Origin of the sequence: Vibrio sp. 10N.261.52.C11 (assembly GCF_041471405.1) — a bacterium.
GTDB lineage: Bacteria > Pseudomonadota > Gammaproteobacteria > Enterobacterales > Vibrionaceae > Vibrio > Vibrio crassostreae_C.
On record NZ_JBFROI010000030.1, the window covers coordinates 1 to 15,661 of the forward strand.

Consider the following 15,661-nt stretch of genomic DNA (forward strand, 5'->3'; position numbering starts at 1 on the left):
ATTTTCCGGATTGGTATAAAGCATATGTTAGGCATGAATTAAACTTCGACTACAAAGCATAAACTTATTTTCAAGATACCAAATGAAAAAACAATCATGTGACAATCAACTAAAGAGACGATAAATGAGTTTTACAAAGACTAATAGCATTTGAAAGTAATATTAATTTTTGAATGCTAATTCAAATAATTAGGCGTTCTGATAGTTTTGCTTTTTTCGTTGATATTCTAGGCAACAAAATGAGATCAGGCTGCCTTAGTGCTTTACTTGTTACAATATCTGGTACGTGCTATCTATCTATAGGTTTTTCAGGACTTGAGAATCAGTTTGGTATGGTTTGGGCAGGAGTTGCGTTAATCGTGTTTAATTTGACGCTACCACTCTCTTTAGGCGCTTACTTTTATACTACAAGTATATTAGGTTGGCACTGGTTTGAGGCATCATTATTCACGTTAGTACTAATAACCATCATAGTTCCTGCGATCATTAAATCTGTTAGTCACATTCTAAATCCAACGTCTTCTGAAAATTAGACAGATTATTAGCGCGCAGGTTTAATGACATTGATTTTATCAATTTCACGTAAAAAAAGAGCCACTTTAAAGTGGCTCAATTCTTAGAATTTTAAACAAGTGTTTTAAACGTTACTCTTTACCGAATACGTTGTTCTCTTGCTCTTGTACACGGATGAAAGTTGTACGCTTAGTTAGCTCTTTAAGCTTTGCTGCGCCTACGTATGTACAAGTTGAACGTACACCACCAAGGATGTCAGAAATTGTGTTGTGAACAGAGCCACGGAACGGAAGTAAAACAGTTTTACCTTCAGCAGCACGGTACTTAGCAACACCACCTGAGTGCTTGTCCATAGCCGACTGTGACGACATTCCATAGAACTTCATGAATTGCTTACCGTCTTGCTCTACAACTTCGCCGCCTGACTCAGAGTGACCTGCTAGCATGCCGCCTAGCATTACGAAGTCAGCACCGCCGCCGAACGCTTTAGATACGTCACCCGCACATGAACAGCCACCGTCACCGATGATCATGCCGCCAAGACCGTGTGCTGCGTCGCCACACTCGATGATTGCAGAAAGTTGAGGGTAACCTACGCCTGTTTTAACACGTGTAGTACAAACAGAACCAGGGCCGATACCAACCTTAACGATGTCTGCGCCAGCTAGGATTAGCTCTTCAACCATGTCACCCGTTACAACGTTACCAGCAGAGATAACTTTAGTCGGGAATTCAGCACGTACTTTTTGTACATACTCAACTAGGTGCTCTGAGTAGCCGTTAGCGATATCAATACAGATAAATACGAATTCGTCGCTAAGCGCCATGATTTGCTTAGTTTTCTCAAACTCAGCTTCAGAAGTACCTGTTGAAACAAATACGTTGTTCAGCGTTTTCTTGTCTGCTGTTTTTGCGAACTCAGCCCACTGCTCTACTGTGTAGTGCTTGTGTACTGCAGTCATAACACCGTGCTCTGCTAGAGCAGCTGCCATTTCAAAGCTTGCTACCGAATCCATGTTCGCTGCAATTACTGGAGTACCAGACCATTGACGACCGCTATGCTTGAATGTAAAATCGCGGGTTAATTCAACTTGAGAACGGCTTTTAAGGGTAGAACGCTTCGGACGGAAGAGTACATCTTTGAAACCTAACTTAAGTTCTTGTTCGATACGCATGATAATTTGTCCTGTAATCATATTACGTGTCGTGCGTTTTCGGTAAGCGTTGGCAGACGCTTTACTGAGTTTCGGACACAAAAAAACCGGAGCGTTGGCAGACGCTCCGGTTTTCAGCATTATAGGCTGTGATTTACTAACAGCAAGTCTGATATTTCATTTTTTTTTGTGCTATCCTCTCAAAGATTCCATATCTGGTAAAAGCTTCCCGCCCGTCATTTCCTACTAAATTCATAGTAATTAATAACTTAACAACATATTCACGCAAACGCTGTCGGTTTATTGCGCAAACGTTTCCCTTGCAAATTCGGCGAAAAAATCTTCGATAAGGCAAATTTGTGAAAAAAGTGCCCTTTAATCACATAAAAATCACACTTTTCTTGAATCAAAAAATGCGTTTTTTCTTAAATAATTTCATTTTTTTCTGACTTTTTTCGCTTCGAGTGCCGATCTCAGCCCTCTTTCATTAGCCCTGAAATTTATAAAGTACAAAGGCAAGATCGATTAGCACGTTCGAAACTTGGATGAGCGGGGTAAAGTCCACAAAATATGGCAGGTTAGATGCGCTTATTTATGAGAACCCAGCGGATACAAGCCGCTGTTGATAGAGCCTAACAACAACTCGACTAAAGTTAACGAACACGGAACGCCTTTCTTTAGTTCGAACTCATTACTACAGGATCAGATACAAAAATGGCCAAGGGGATTAACCTTGGCCATTTTTATTTGGTTTTCAGAGTGCTCTTATAAGGCGATTCAATTTTCACCTTAAGGTACGTCAAGCCTTTTTCTGAGACATCAGAGCTTCAGCAGTCGCATCTTGAATCGACAAGAACAAGGATGTCACTTGCCCAGTTGGAGAACGCATCGGGTTAAGCGTGACGTTCTGATACATAAAGTCGGCTTGCTGAGTTACTGGCCTCACGTTGCGGCACTTAAACAGATAAGGCCTTTGTTGCCATGTAATGAAGCTACGGCAACCTAGGTCATAGACTGGCTTGGTTTTGAGCCTAAACCACTCTTCTGGGATCTCAGGGAACAGTTCAAAGATCGACTTACCGATCGCATCATGCGATTGCTTACCACTATGGTGCGTCATGAAACCATTCCAGACTTGTACCTGAAAATCACGGTTAATGACCACCAGCCCCATATCGACGTTTTGAACCATGTCGACCATCCAGTGGAACTGTTCAAATTCAGCAGGAAGATTCAGCATATTAAAACTCCTCCATTAGGTAGGCCAATTTGTTGTCTAGAAGAGGCAGAGACTCATCAACGAACATAAACAGAAGGTCACAACGGATAGAAGTGCCATCAATGTTGTAGCTGACTTCGAACGTCATGGTCTTTTTAAATGAGCCGCTGGTATTTTCAATCACCGAATCAATCGAGATGTGTTGACCTAGCAGCACAGGAGAGCTCTGGAAGAAACGAACTTCTGATTGCTCCCCTAACCCATTCAAGAAAGAGCCGACTAAGATGTTCGATACATCCATCAACAACTCTAATTCTTCTAGCTGCTCGCTTTCTGTTGGCACCTTCATGAGCTTCTTAAGATCGCTCACACTGGAATCACTCAACAAAACTAGCGCTTCACCTGCAATGCCTTCTCCACTAAAGCCTTGGCAAACACCCGACACTTGGTCGTTATCCGCTAGGTCACGAAGTGCCATGTGCAATTCACTCACTTCGAAGATGTTAACGTTCGGCAGCGGTAGGTGAACAAACACATTAAAGTGACGAGCCAGTGCATCAGCGGCACGGCCTATCGCTACGTTCGCGACTTCCATATAGATATCGCGTCTGCGAAGTATTGGCAGTTCTAAAGCGGTTGGGGTAATGATTTGAGGTTGTTTTGGCGGCTCGACATGCTCACGTAAAATGGCTTTTAGCGCTTCTTTATCGATCGGCTTTTGCAAAAATGCTTTGGCGCCAAGATCCAGCACCTTCTGTTGTGCTTTTGGTTGTATGTCACCAGAAACAACGACAACTGGCGTGGTATCGCCTAAACGTTGCATCTCTTCCAATGTGCCATAGCCGTCTAATTCCGGCATGGTTAGGTCGAGGAACATCAATTTGAATTGGTTTTTAGCGAGCTCTTCAAGTGCATTAAGCCCATGAACAGCAAAAGTTATATCTGCATTTAGAGAACTAGGCAGTGACCGAGCCATCTGCTTCCTTGCTAACGCAGAATCATCACATATAAGAACTGGGAACGACATAAATGCACCACTGACAAATTAAAGCTAATTCGACCGAGTGTAACAGAACATTATGGTATCAGGTACGGGGTGAATGGATTTATGTGCAGATTATTAGTAAGAATGATGAAACAGGTGGGTAAGCTATTATTTCGCATTATTCTTCATGAAAAACAATATGCTACAAAGGTAATAGCCAATCCTTGCTGTTGAGTAATAGCACTATTATATTTAACAGCAGCCTTAACAAGCGGGTTTATTAAGGCTCGACTGACTCATTCATTGAACGGCTTTATGTAGCCATGATAGAGAGCTATCCAACAAAGCTAATGCAAGAGAACTAGAACTGATATGAAGGCCATAAAATCAGTAATGCGAAACGTATGATCACAGCAAATACCAACAACGCGATCCCCAGGCGATACCATTTGTATTCGGCGATGTTCATTGGGATACGCTTGTAGAACATCGTAATCACGCCTTTCCAATCGCTACTGCGTCTTCCATACTGCATCATGCTCGTCAAAACAAACAGTGCGCCAAGCACTAACATTCCTTTTTCAGCCCAGAACAATCCAACTTCCATTTGTGTATTCCTTGATAAAACGGTGAGCAACTCAAATCATTCTAGTCACCTTTTAGCTCGGTTTCTGTAAGACCAAGGTCTAAATTACGAAGTACGCAATTTAGGGCTTATAGGTCATTGTTGGTAATTGATAGTTCTCGGTCAGCAATACAACGTTTATCGTTCAAGGTTCCATGGTAAAGGCGAGCATCACAAGCAAATCACGTATAAGCATGATTCGACAAATCTGGAGATTGGTTGTTCTTTTGAATGACACGCATCAATTGGATAAGCAGCAGAATACCTGTCACGCCTAAGCCAACACCGATTCCGCCCCAAATCCCTGCCAATTCGAACTTAGGCATCAAATACCAAGCCGCAGGCAAGCCAAATACCCAGTAACCGATGGCAGTCATCACGGTTGGCATAGAGACAATCTTCATGCCTCTTAGCAGGTTAATCGCCAGTAGTTGCCAAGCATCAACAATAAAGCACAAAGCAACGACCCAAATCACAGAAGCCAGTAGTGAAGTCATTGCACCCGTGCCATCGTCTAACTTGAAGATAGAAGCGATCATCTCAGGCCATATAATGAACACGGCCGACAACGCCACACTCAACACCGACACCAATATGAAGCTTTGAATCGAGGTTCTTTTTATTCCTTCGTAGTTACCCGCGCCAAAATCACGGCCAACCAAAATCGCCGCAGCTTGTGAGAAACCAAAATTGAAGTTCCAAGTAAAGCTTAAACATTGCAGCAAGATTTGGTGCAAGGCTAACGAAGCAATACTGATCGTGCCCGCCATCAAGGTGCCACCGTAAATCAAGCCATGCTCAAGTAAAGCAGCCAAGCCGATAGGTAGACCCATCAACAACAATGGGCTCATCAACTTGATTGAATACTCTTCTGTATTTAGCCAAGGGGCGAACTGCTTAAACTCGTCACGCTTAAATACCCAAACCGTATATCCAACCATCACGATAAATGCCGCGATAGCCGTACCAAGCCCTAAACCTGTTAAGCCCATGTCTAATTGGAAGGTGAGAAAGTAGCTCACTGGCACATTCAGAATTACGGTGATAATCGACATCACAAGAATGGAGCGCACGTTGCCAAACGCACTGGTTAAGCCACGAAGTACCAACAAGATAAGCGAAGGCAACATTACCCACTTCAAAGCATGGACATATTCCATGGCTAAAGTGATCACTTCTGGTGGCTGTTTGGCTGCTTCTAATACCAACGGAGCAAACCAGAAGCTGGCCATTAAGGTCACGCTGAGCACGAATGCCAACATGGTTGCGCCTTTCACCGCCAATCTAATTTGAGTATTACCAAACTCAGGGCGAGCTACTCGCTGACCATAAGCGATCGCAATCAAATTCGCGACACAACCCACGGTGCTGCTCGCAATAATGAAGATGAAAAAGTAGATTGAGGCACCTAAGCCACCAGCCGCAAGGGCTGACACACTGATACGCGACATCATCCAAACATCAGTAAGGACTAAAGCCATAGAGATCAGCTGTGAAATGATCAAAGGGAATGCAAGAGTGAGTATTTTTTTCATGAGCGCCTCAGGTAATTTCGCCCAAAATACGATCGATGAGGCTAGCGTTCAATTGATAAATTTGCGACTCTAACATTCCATAAACTCATGCGAACGAATTATGACCCCATATCCTAGCTTGCCATCATCACATAATGGCTTAAAAGCCTTTGAAGCTGCCGCAAGGCTGATGAGCTTTACTCTGGCTGCCGAAGAGCTGCATGTGACACAAAGTGCGATCAGCCGACAGATCAAACAGCTTGAAGATGAGTTAAACGCATCACTGGTTATTCGTAAGCATCGAGCCATAGAATTAACGGTACAAGGTCATGATTTGTATGTCGCTTTGCGAGAAAGCTACGGTAATATCGAAGCTGTTATCGCCTCTTGGAGTGAGCCCAAGCAGAAGCGTATCGTGATCAAAGCGACTCTGAGTTTCGCGACGCGAGTATTGATCTCCAAAGTTCGGGAATTAAACGAGCGTTATCAAGATCATGAGATAGTCATTGTTCCTGTGATTGAGGAAGACGAATCGATTAATAGTAGTGAGTATGATCTACTGATCTTCCACACGCGTTTCAAAAAACGCTATGACAAGGCACCTGACATTACCTTCTTGCGTGAAGAGTTCATGGCGCCGGTTTGCTCTACTAGTTTACCCACCAAAGACACCGACCTTGATTCAATCTTAACCTTGCCAAGGCTGCATCCAACCTTAGATCATCACGACTGGAAAGTGTGGCTGGCCGATGTTGAATTCCCACCAAAGAAACCTGTCAGAAATACCAGCTTCTTGTCTTTAGATATGGCGCTCAGTGCCTGTCTATCCGGTGAAGGGGTTACGGTCACGGATCTGTTGTTAGTTCAACAAGATCTCCAACGAGGCTTCTTGTACTGCCCTAGAAATGCAAAAATCCAACACAGTGCTTGGACTTACTTCATGCACCAGCGTACTCACACGCCTATCATCAATGACCTTATTGAATGGCTTAGGGAAGAGACAGCAAAAGAGATCGAGTTGCTTAAATCACTATCCCATCAGAACCATTGGTTTGGTGTTATTCAAGATTATTAGGGGATTGATGCCTCATTTTTTAAAACTGCATTAACCTTATAATTTATAACGTTTATTTATCGATTCGAATGACCTATCTTACGCCCTATGAACCAGTACACAGATATTGGCATCTTATTTTTAGGAGAAAGTCATGGAACAACAACGTCTAAAAGTCGCAATTATTGGTGCGGGGCTGAATGGTTTGGCACTTGCATTATCATTGCGTAAATTTGGTATTAAAGCTCGAATATACGAAAAAGCAGCACAACCACGTGCTGACGGTACTGGCATCATTATGTGGCCAGAAGGCATGCAAGTGCTTGCGGCACTGGTTGGTGTCGATAAAGTCAAAGCTGCGTGTAATCAAGTCGATACCATCTCGACATTAACGGCGACAGGGTTGCCCATCAACACACTTAATATGAGTGACTCTCCGAGTAAAGCTAACGCGCTAATTGGTTTATTTCACCGCAGCCGTTTATACCAACTGCTATTAAATGAGCTAGGAGATGACTGCATCATCACTAACCAAACCTGCACTGTTGTTCAAAACGACGATGAGCCGCAAATTCTGATCAACGGCGAACCCATTGATGCGGATATTATTGTGGGTGCCGACGGTGTGTTCTCTCAAGTTAGAAAGTTTGTCGCGCCTGATGTGTCACTAAGACAACCAAACGTTTATTGCTGCCGTGGTGAGATTGATTTCAAAGCATCAGAAATCAGCGATGATGAGTGTTATGTTTTTGCGGGTGATAAATCTCGAATCGTAACCTACACCTACGATCGAGAAACTCAAGGTAAATACTGGTTTGCCGCGTGTGCCGTTCAAGAAGGTGAAACGCTTTCTAAGCAAACTGTGTTAGAGCAATTCTCTCACTATCCGAGCTATTTACTGGATATGATTCGAGATACACCTGAATCGAAGATCTTGCCTTCCCCACTCACCGATGTTGCCCCATTTGATACTTGGTATCGCGGCAATGCTGTTCTGCTGGGAGATTCTTGTTGCGCAGTGCTGCCGACCATGGGTATCGGTTTCAGCTTGGGCATTGAGAACGCTTACGTATTGGCACAAAGCATTGCCTCTAACTTTGAAGGTACAGAGCAAGCATTCAAACGCTATCAGCAGCGTGCTCAACAACGTTCGCATGAACTGCAAAACATCACACACCGACTCAGTGAGCTAACTTACAAAGACGAGTTCAACCCAGTCGAAGTGGCGGAGCTTTACCAACAGCTCGCCATTGCCAATAGTCGTTCGCCTTTCTAAACATTTGGCTCGTAAAAACGCGCCGATCGCTAAACGACTCGTTTACACAACAATAAGCCGCAGCAAATACTGCGGCTTATGCTATCTACCCATTATGTTTCACTTTGTTGAGCAAACATTAAAGCTTAAACATACGCGCACTGCGTGGTGGTAAATTGAAGGTATGGTAGCGAGAAGAAATGGTTTCTGTCGCGCTGCTTAATACGTCTTTGTATTGAACATTCCAATTAAATTCATGCTGGTAGGTATCAACCGTCACGCCACGGGTTTCGCCACACTTGTTAATACCAACAACGCCTTCTTTGCCACGCTTAAACAACAAAGTACATTGGTCGCTCGAAATCATCGTCATCGATTTACCTTGCATCGCATTGTGGAAGCTCAGCATATTCTTCATATTCGAACTATTCCAAACATTGCCCCAACGACCGTTATCCTTGTCTTCAGAATCCGGTAGGTCATCGCTGTAGATCAACGGCGTACCGCCATCTTTGCCAAGGATGTAAGCGTAAGCAAGCTGCTCGTCTTGTGGATCCATAATTTGGTAACGGAAACCGTCATTGGTTGGAATATCATGTGTGATCGCAAAAGTAATTGAGCGATTGTCATCCAATGCTTGGCCGTACGCTTTTGGATCATGCAATTGGTTCAAGCCACCGTCCATAGAGAATGCAGTTCGAATCGACGCAAACAGCGGGAAATCGTACGCGGAGTGATTAGTATTATTCAGGTACGGCGCTAAGAACGACTCATAGCCGCTGTTCCCTGCTCCACCGCTGGTAATCACCTCGCCAAACACATGCATGTTCGCAGTAATTTCAGACGTGAATACCTGATCGATTTGGTACTGGCTCATGTGTTTTACCGCATCAATACGGAAACCTTTGATCCCCATATCTTTTAGCGCTTTCAGATATAAACGTTGCTGTGAAACCACCCAGTTGTTTGGATCAAGGTCAGGTAAACCTACATCGCCATCGGCACCACACAAACGCCAGTACTGAACGTGACCAGGATCGTTCCAATCTGAAATACAACCTGCGGCATGGAAATCGTTAGCCGAGACAAAACCTTGCGCTAAGCTGCCAAACAGAGTCTGATCAGCATAGTAACTTGAACGGCTCGCATAATCGTTTAGCACTTCAGTGCCTGGGTAATCCAAGTCACTTCGCTTCCAGCTTTCATTCGCCATATGGTTCAACACCACATCGGCATACACATCAACACCCACACCTTTGAGTGCGGCAATCATTGCAGCTAAATCTTGTTTGTTGCCGAGAGGTGAATCAATGGTACGAAGGTCTTGAGGTTGGTAACGCGCCCACCATTGGCTGCCGCTAGACTTCATTGCAGGTGCCACAAGCACCTTCTTATAGCCAGCTTGTGCAATTTGATCGGCGTTGGCCGTTACGTCCGAATACTTCCAATTGAAAGCATGCAAAATAGTGTCAGCATAAGTAGCTGAGCTAAAAGAACAAACGGCAAGTGCGGATATGAGTAGGGTATTGATTGGTTTCATAGAACATATCTCTCATTATAAATTCACAAGAATGATATGAATAAGAACGACAATTAAAACGACGGATAAATCAGAGTTGAATTAGCGTCACCTTCTGTTGATGATGATTTTATAAAACTGAGCTGTCGCCGATCTTATGTGAGATAAAAACGAACAGAACTGAAATGAGAATTAATTGAATCAAGTTGACCAGAACAGGACAAAGACTTTGGTCGGCTCTTCTAAACTACGTTATGATTCCTTTTCCCCTCAACCAATTGATATTTTTATGCCTTCTTTCTCTTTTTCACTGATCCCTGTTGGGGTTAGGTTCATGATCCTTTCTGCTTTTGGATTCGCACTGATGTCAGCTTGTGTGAAATACGTTAGCAATTACGGCATACCTGTATTTGAAATTGTTGCAGCAAGGGCTTTGGTGTCGTTGATCATCAGTTATATCGATGTGAAGCGCAAACGTATTTCTATTTGGGGCAACAACAAACCTCTGTTGTTTGTTCGTGGCGCTGTTGGTACCGCAGCCTTGATGTGTGTTTACTACGCTGTGACCACTTTGCCATTAGCAGAAGCAACCATTCTGCAATACGTGCATCCTGTCTTTACCGCGTTACTTGGCGTACTGTTCCTGAAAGAACGCGTCCAAAAGTCGACCATGATCTGCATTGCATTCTGCCTAGCGGGATTATTGGTGATGGTTCAACCAAGCATGAACAGCGGCGCGAGCAGCGAGTTACCGCTATTTAGCATTATGGTGGCGTTATGTGGTGCGTTTGGTAGCTCAATTGCTTATGTGATTGTGAGAAAGCTGAGCCAGACGGAAGACAGCTCTGTCATCATCTTCTACTTCCCACTGGTTGCTCTGCCAATATCGACAGTCCTTATTTGGAACGACTTTGTATGGCCAAGTCTATTCTTAACCGTGATGCTCGTGTTAGTCGGTATTTTCACTCAGATAGGCCAATACGGTTTGACCAAAGCGATGCAGACTCAAGCGGCGGGTAAAGCTTCGGCTTACTCATACGTCCAGATTGTCTTCTCGGCACTGTTAGGCGTGTGGATCTTTAATGAAATTCCATCGGTTTGGACTTATCTAGGCGGTGGCCTGATTGTGACTGGCGCGCTGATTAATGTGTTTGGCAAACAACTGTTGGTGCCTTTTAAGGCTAAATAAACAACCCAACAACTGAGCTAAACATCAGCTAAATAATCAGCTATTGCATAGACCTAAAAAGGGCATTGCGGATTATTCCACAATGCCCTTTTCTATAAATGCTCTCTAGCGCGCTTTCATTCAGCTAACCAACTTTAATAAAGCGGCGTATTACGTAACTAACTCGTGGCATTTCGTAACTTAGGATCATCACTCAAATACTCAACAAACTCGATCTCAAAGCCTGCAGGATCCACAAAGTAGACATTTTTTCGATAAGGTTCTTCGGCACCGGGTTTGGCAATTGGAAAGCCCGCATCAACAAGGCGTTGAGTGACACTTTCGATATTATTGGTCACATAAGCGAAGTGTGCGAGACCAACAGAATGCCCAGCCAAATCTCTATTTTCACCTTCACCGTGATCACTTATTGCTATGTATTGGTACTCGTCGCCAAAATGCAGCCAGTTACGTGGCTTACCTGACCACTCCCCTTTTCCCTCATCACGGACATACCAATGAGGGAACGCCGCTTTATAGAAAGCCAGCATTTCTGGGATATCTTTTACCACTAAATTCACATGTTCAAGTTGGATCATTCTTCTCTCCTTAAAGTATTCTCGTAAGCAACGTTGCATATCCTAATACCTCAAGTTAAGTTGAGGTAAAGCACTAATTTGCATTTATTTCGAGAACGTCTTTAGAGCCCAAATTGTGCTGCTTTGACTACATACAAACCTTAAGTTTAGACGACTTAATCTAATGTGGCTTCCTTGCCTGTATTCTGTTCTTTGTGCCTTGGTGATCTCTTTGTTCAGAATAGATAACTAAATCGCGACACACATTGGCGTATTTGAAATAGGATCACGAAACACGCTCGCTTTGAGATCAAACACCTTACTGAGCATAGTTTCGGTCATCACCTCATCAGGCGAGCCTTCTGCTATTAAACACCCTTTTTCCAAAACCACTAGATGGTCGCAGTAACGACTGGCTTGGTTAAGATCATGCAACACAACAACCACCGTTTTTCCTTTGGCATTCATCTGTTGCATCAGGTTCATTAATTCCACCTGGTGAGACATATCAAGGTATGTGGTCGGTTCATCCAACATCACTACGTCAGTATCTTGTGCAATTACCATCGCAATCCATGCTCTTTGACGCTGGCCACCAGACAGTGACTCAACAGGCTTATCAGCAAACTCAAGCACACCTGTATCACGCATAGCTTGTTCGACAATCCTTTGATCGTCCTGCCCTAGCCTCCCCCAATGAGACACATAAGGCGAACGGCCATATTCGACCAACTTTCTTACCGTGATCCCCTCAGGGCTTACCAAGATTTGCGGAAGAAGTGACAACGAACGAGCAAGCGCTTTATCGCCATAGCTTGATAGCGGTTTGTCTTCAAACAACACCTCTCCAGCCACTGGTTTGTTAATTCTGACTAACGTCTTTAACAAGGTAGATTTACCGCACCCGTTAGGTCCTATCAATGCGGTGATTTTTCCCTTAGGGATAGAAACCGACAGGTTCGGTATGATCGTTTGTTTGCCGTACGCGACGGAAAGATTCTGCGTTTTAAGCATGGTTACCAACCTCGATAACGATAGAGAAGAAAGATGAAATAAGGCGCGCCAATCACAGACGTGAGAACGCCTGCTGGCAATTCAATAGGTGGTTGTAGACCTCTGGCCAACCCATCAGCGCTGGTAACCAGAATTGCCCCCACCAGTGCAGATGCTGGGATTAACAATTTATGATTATGCCCAAACAACAAGCGTGCTAAGTGAGGTGCCAATAAACCCACAAAACTGATCGTTCCAGCAACAGAAACGCTAACACTGGCAAGCAATACAGCGGCCAATAACGCGAGAGCTTGAATCTGTTTTGGATTAGTGCCCAATGTGGTCGCACTTTCCTCGCCAAGCCCCATCACATCTAATCGCCACGCCAACCATAATGCCATGGGTAACAACAAGAGCAGCACGCTCCAAATAAACGGGACTTGCTGCCAGTTTCGTCCCCAAAGGCTGCCAGTAAGCCACACCATAGCCGTGTTGATCTCGATCGGGTTGGTAACCAGCAAGAAGTCGATACAACTGGCCAGAAACGCACTCACCGCAATACCAATCAGCGCCAATTTGGCGGGTGTTGGCCTTGACCACCATGCCAATACCGCAATCAGCCCTGCAGCCAATACCCCACCGAACATAGCTACAACAGGAAGCACACTGACTGGCGCATTGGGGAACCAAACTAAACTCGCTGTCGCAGCAAGGCCTGCCCCGGCGCTAATACCCATAAGATCAGGCGATGCTAACGGATTACGTATCACGCCTTGCACTAATACCCCTGAAAGCCCTAACCCTGCGCCCACGCTTATCGCGAGCAACATACGTGGTAGCCGATACTGATGGATAACAAAGTCGTCGCTGGAAAACGCGACCAAATGTTCGATGACTTGAGAAACAGAAAGCGAAGCTGCTCCGACAAACAAACCTGCGGATGCCACTAATATGAGAATCCCTGATAACAAAATTATCTTAGTGTGATGGTGCATTAAGATCTCCTCGTCGCTATCAAAATAAAACAAGGTGTTCCGAGCAAAGCAGTAATAACACCAACGGGTGTTTCAGTCGGGAAAGCAATCGCTCGCGACAGTGCATCTGACCAAGACACTAATGCTGCGCCTGCCAATGCTGAAATAGGAATCAGTAAATGATAATTGTGCCCAACAATAGGTCGAACCAAATGAGGCACTAACAATCCAACAAAGCCAATTGGCCCTGCGATAGCGACGCTTGCTCCGGCAAGCAACACGATCGTCAGTCCACTCACGAGGCGAGTAAACCTGATGTTGCTGCCCAACCCCACTGCAACTTCTTCGCCAAGTGCCAGTAAGTTGAGGTTGCGGGCAAGACTCATTGCCAACACCAAACCAATCACTACAGGCGGCCAAAGCTGTTGCCATTGCTCATCATCCACACTAGACAGTGAGCCAGTAAGCCAATGCAAGACGCTATAAGCCATGTCGTCAGCAAGAATCAGCGCCGCTCGTGTCAGTCCGAGCAATAACGCAGTAATGGCGATACCCGCGAGAACCAAACGTAACGGATGAGAACGTTCGGAGAAAAAACCACCGAGGAGCATAACGGCACCGCCGCTTAGCAATGCACCAAGAACCGCATTAAGGATTGGGTTTAAATCACTAACCACAGGTATGCCTATTGCAGCTAACGCCATAAAACAGGCTGCGCCAGCGTTAATGCCAAGAATCGACGGAGACGCGAGTGGATTGCGCGTCAAACCTTGCATCAATAACCCAGCGACGGCCAAACTCGCACCAATCAATAGCCCAGCACAAGTTCTTGGCGCTCTTAGCGTCGCCAATATTTGATGAGTCATGTTGCTTTCATCAAACGCAAACCAGTAGTGAATCAAGTCACTCAATGTTAAAGAGAAATTAGACCACCCAGTCATAGAGGCCGCGTAACCAGACAGTGCCAAACACGACACTAATGCCGTAAATAATATGACTCGCCACGACAGTATTGGCCAGAATCGCTTACTTTTAGAGAACGACATCGTACTCATGATGGGTCCAAGATCTGCTCAAGATTTTTCGCCATTTGTTCTGCCGCTAACATGCCTCGATTCAATGACCAAAGTGCTGGTGACACTTCTACAACTTGCTGATTTTTAGCAGAGGTTAGTACATTGAATAACGGATTTTTCTGCCAATCATCAACAATATTAGGATGAGAGTAAGCGCCAAGGAGCAACCAATCCGGATTGGTTTTCAACAACAACTCAAAACTGGTTGGTAAATATGCCTTCTCTGTTGGTTTCACAATAGGGCTCGCAATACCTAATGCGGTCAGCACGCCCCCTGCGTAAGATGCAGGGCTATGTAACCACATACCTTTATCCGACACGACAGCGAATTGGACGGTTTGTTTGAGCGAGAAATGACTTTTGAATTCAGCCATGGCGTGTTGATGTTGTTGAATTCGTTGTTCCATTGACGATTGCTTGTCGAGAGCGATGCCAATCTTGAGCGCAGACTCCAAATTCTCTTGATACGTCTCGCCGCGGCTTTTGAGCAGCAGAGTTGGTGCGATGCGTTGTAGATCTTGATAGACAGTACGATGACGCTCTGCATCTGCAATGATCAGGTCAGGCTTTAATACCGCAATGGCTTCTAGGCTAGGCTGAGAACGCATGCCAACTGATTCCCATGGTTGAACCAATTCGCGTACCGCCGGAATCACTCGCGAAGCATCATTGTCATCAGCAACACCAACAGGAGAAACCCCCACCGCAGCTAGCGCATCTACAAATGAGAACTCCAACACCACAATACGTTGCGGAGTAGTCGCTATCTCAAACTGACCCTGCTCATCTTGTATGACCCTGGTTTGTGCTGAACTGGAGAATGAAAACAAGCTTAAAATCAGCAAAGTTAAGGTTATCGCTATCTTGCTGAATAAACACTGCTTATTGAATGACAGCAGTCCGTTCGACAGCAGCAATGGATTCGAAAACAAAAGGCGAGAGCTGTTTTCCATATTTAATTTTCCTTAAACGCTAGAACCGTGAAAGTCGCCAAGAGTATTGGCGACTTTTATTCGTTATTACTTTCAATAAAT

Annotated in this window: 14 protein-coding genes; 3 read left to right on the plus strand and 11 right to left on the minus strand. The window is 44.7% G+C overall.

Translation table 11 applies throughout. The features are described 5' to 3' along the window. Positions 1 to 644: 644 nt before the first annotated feature. The 5 genes from AB4323_RS12660 to AB4323_RS12680 all read right to left on the minus strand — a co-directional run bounded on the left by AB4323_RS12660 (position 645) and on the right by AB4323_RS12680 (position 6,031). Positions 645 to 1,688 carry a GMP reductase gene (locus tag AB4323_RS12660; protein ID WP_017062429.1) on the minus strand — a complete coding sequence of 348 codons (1,044 nt, stop codon included), beginning with the start codon at positions 1,686 to 1,688 and terminating at the stop codon, positions 645 to 647. A gap of 778 nt (positions 1,689 to 2,466) precedes the next feature. Then, the gene (locus AB4323_RS12665; protein ID WP_017062430.1) at positions 2,467 to 2,907 is read right to left on the minus strand and encodes a PAS domain-containing protein; all 441 of its coding nucleotides are present in this window, start codon (positions 2,905 to 2,907) and stop codon (positions 2,467 to 2,469) included. 1 nt (position 2,908) lies between these two features. After that, on the minus strand, positions 2,909 to 3,913 hold the full coding sequence (locus tag AB4323_RS12670) for a response regulator (protein WP_029236531.1): 1,005 nt from the start codon (positions 3,911 to 3,913) through the stop codon (positions 2,909 to 2,911). 319 nt (positions 3,914 to 4,232) lie between these two features. Continuing rightward, positions 4,233 to 4,478 (minus strand): hypothetical protein, encoded by a 246-nt coding sequence (locus AB4323_RS12675; protein WP_010430578.1) that lies wholly within the window; start codon positions 4,476 to 4,478, stop codon positions 4,233 to 4,235. Between the two features lie 200 nt (positions 4,479 to 4,678). Then, entirely contained in the window at positions 4,679 to 6,031 is a 1,353-nt protein-coding gene (locus AB4323_RS12680) for an MATE family efflux transporter (RefSeq protein ID WP_017062432.1), read from the minus strand. A gap of 100 nt (positions 6,032 to 6,131) precedes the next feature. Between AB4323_RS12680 and AB4323_RS12685 the strand changes: the two genes are divergently transcribed. Continuing rightward, positions 6,132 to 7,085, plus strand: coding sequence for a LysR family transcriptional regulator (locus AB4323_RS12685; protein WP_372152625.1), 954 nt, complete (start codon positions 6,132 to 6,134; stop codon positions 7,083 to 7,085). Positions 7,086 to 7,218: 133 nt separating this feature from the next. Continuing rightward, entirely contained in the window at positions 7,219 to 8,340 is a 1,122-nt protein-coding gene (locus AB4323_RS12690) for an FAD-dependent oxidoreductase (RefSeq protein ID WP_372152627.1), read from the plus strand. A gap of 118 nt (positions 8,341 to 8,458) precedes the next feature. Here the strand turns inward: AB4323_RS12690 and AB4323_RS12695 are convergent, their stop codons facing one another. Then, positions 8,459 to 9,859 carry an alpha-amylase family protein gene (locus tag AB4323_RS12695; RefSeq protein WP_229647343.1) on the minus strand — a complete coding sequence of 467 codons (1,401 nt, stop codon included), beginning with the start codon at positions 9,857 to 9,859 and terminating at the stop codon, positions 8,459 to 8,461. Positions 9,860 to 10,127: 268 nt separating this feature from the next. Between AB4323_RS12695 and AB4323_RS12700 the strand changes: the two genes are divergently transcribed. Continuing rightward, positions 10,128 to 11,027 carry a DMT family transporter gene (locus tag AB4323_RS12700; RefSeq protein WP_372152629.1) on the plus strand — a complete coding sequence of 300 codons (900 nt, stop codon included), beginning with the start codon at positions 10,128 to 10,130 and terminating at the stop codon, positions 11,025 to 11,027. 158 nt (positions 11,028 to 11,185) lie between these two features. Here the strand turns inward: AB4323_RS12700 and AB4323_RS12705 are convergent, their stop codons facing one another. The 5 genes from AB4323_RS12705 to AB4323_RS12725 form a co-directional block, all read right to left on the minus strand. Further along, positions 11,186 to 11,605 carry a VOC family protein gene (locus AB4323_RS12705; protein WP_017072063.1) on the minus strand — a complete coding sequence of 140 codons (420 nt, stop codon included), beginning with the start codon at positions 11,603 to 11,605 and terminating at the stop codon, positions 11,186 to 11,188. 228 nt (positions 11,606 to 11,833) lie between these two features. Next, positions 11,834 to 12,598 (minus strand): Fe(3+) dicitrate ABC transporter ATP-binding protein FecE, encoded by a 765-nt coding sequence (gene fecE, locus AB4323_RS12710; protein ID WP_102488903.1) that lies wholly within the window; start codon positions 12,596 to 12,598, stop codon positions 11,834 to 11,836. 2 nt (positions 12,599 to 12,600) lie between these two features. Further along, positions 12,601 to 13,572, minus strand: a complete 972-nt coding sequence (locus AB4323_RS12715) for an iron ABC transporter permease (protein ID WP_017064389.1) — start codon at positions 13,570 to 13,572, stop codon at positions 12,601 to 12,603. Continuing rightward, positions 13,572 to 14,606 (minus strand): iron ABC transporter permease, encoded by a 1,035-nt coding sequence (locus AB4323_RS12720; protein ID WP_029235209.1) that lies wholly within the window; start codon positions 14,604 to 14,606, stop codon positions 13,572 to 13,574. The genes AB4323_RS12715 and AB4323_RS12720 overlap by 1 nt, the downstream gene beginning before the upstream one ends. After that, positions 14,603 to 15,580: a Fe(3+) dicitrate ABC transporter substrate-binding protein gene (locus tag AB4323_RS12725; RefSeq protein ID WP_372106332.1), complete on the minus strand. Its 978-nt coding sequence runs from the start codon at positions 15,578 to 15,580 to the stop codon at positions 14,603 to 14,605. Before AB4323_RS12725 ends, AB4323_RS12720 begins: the two co-directional genes overlap by 4 nt. Between the last annotated feature and the right edge of the window lie 81 nt (positions 15,581 to 15,661).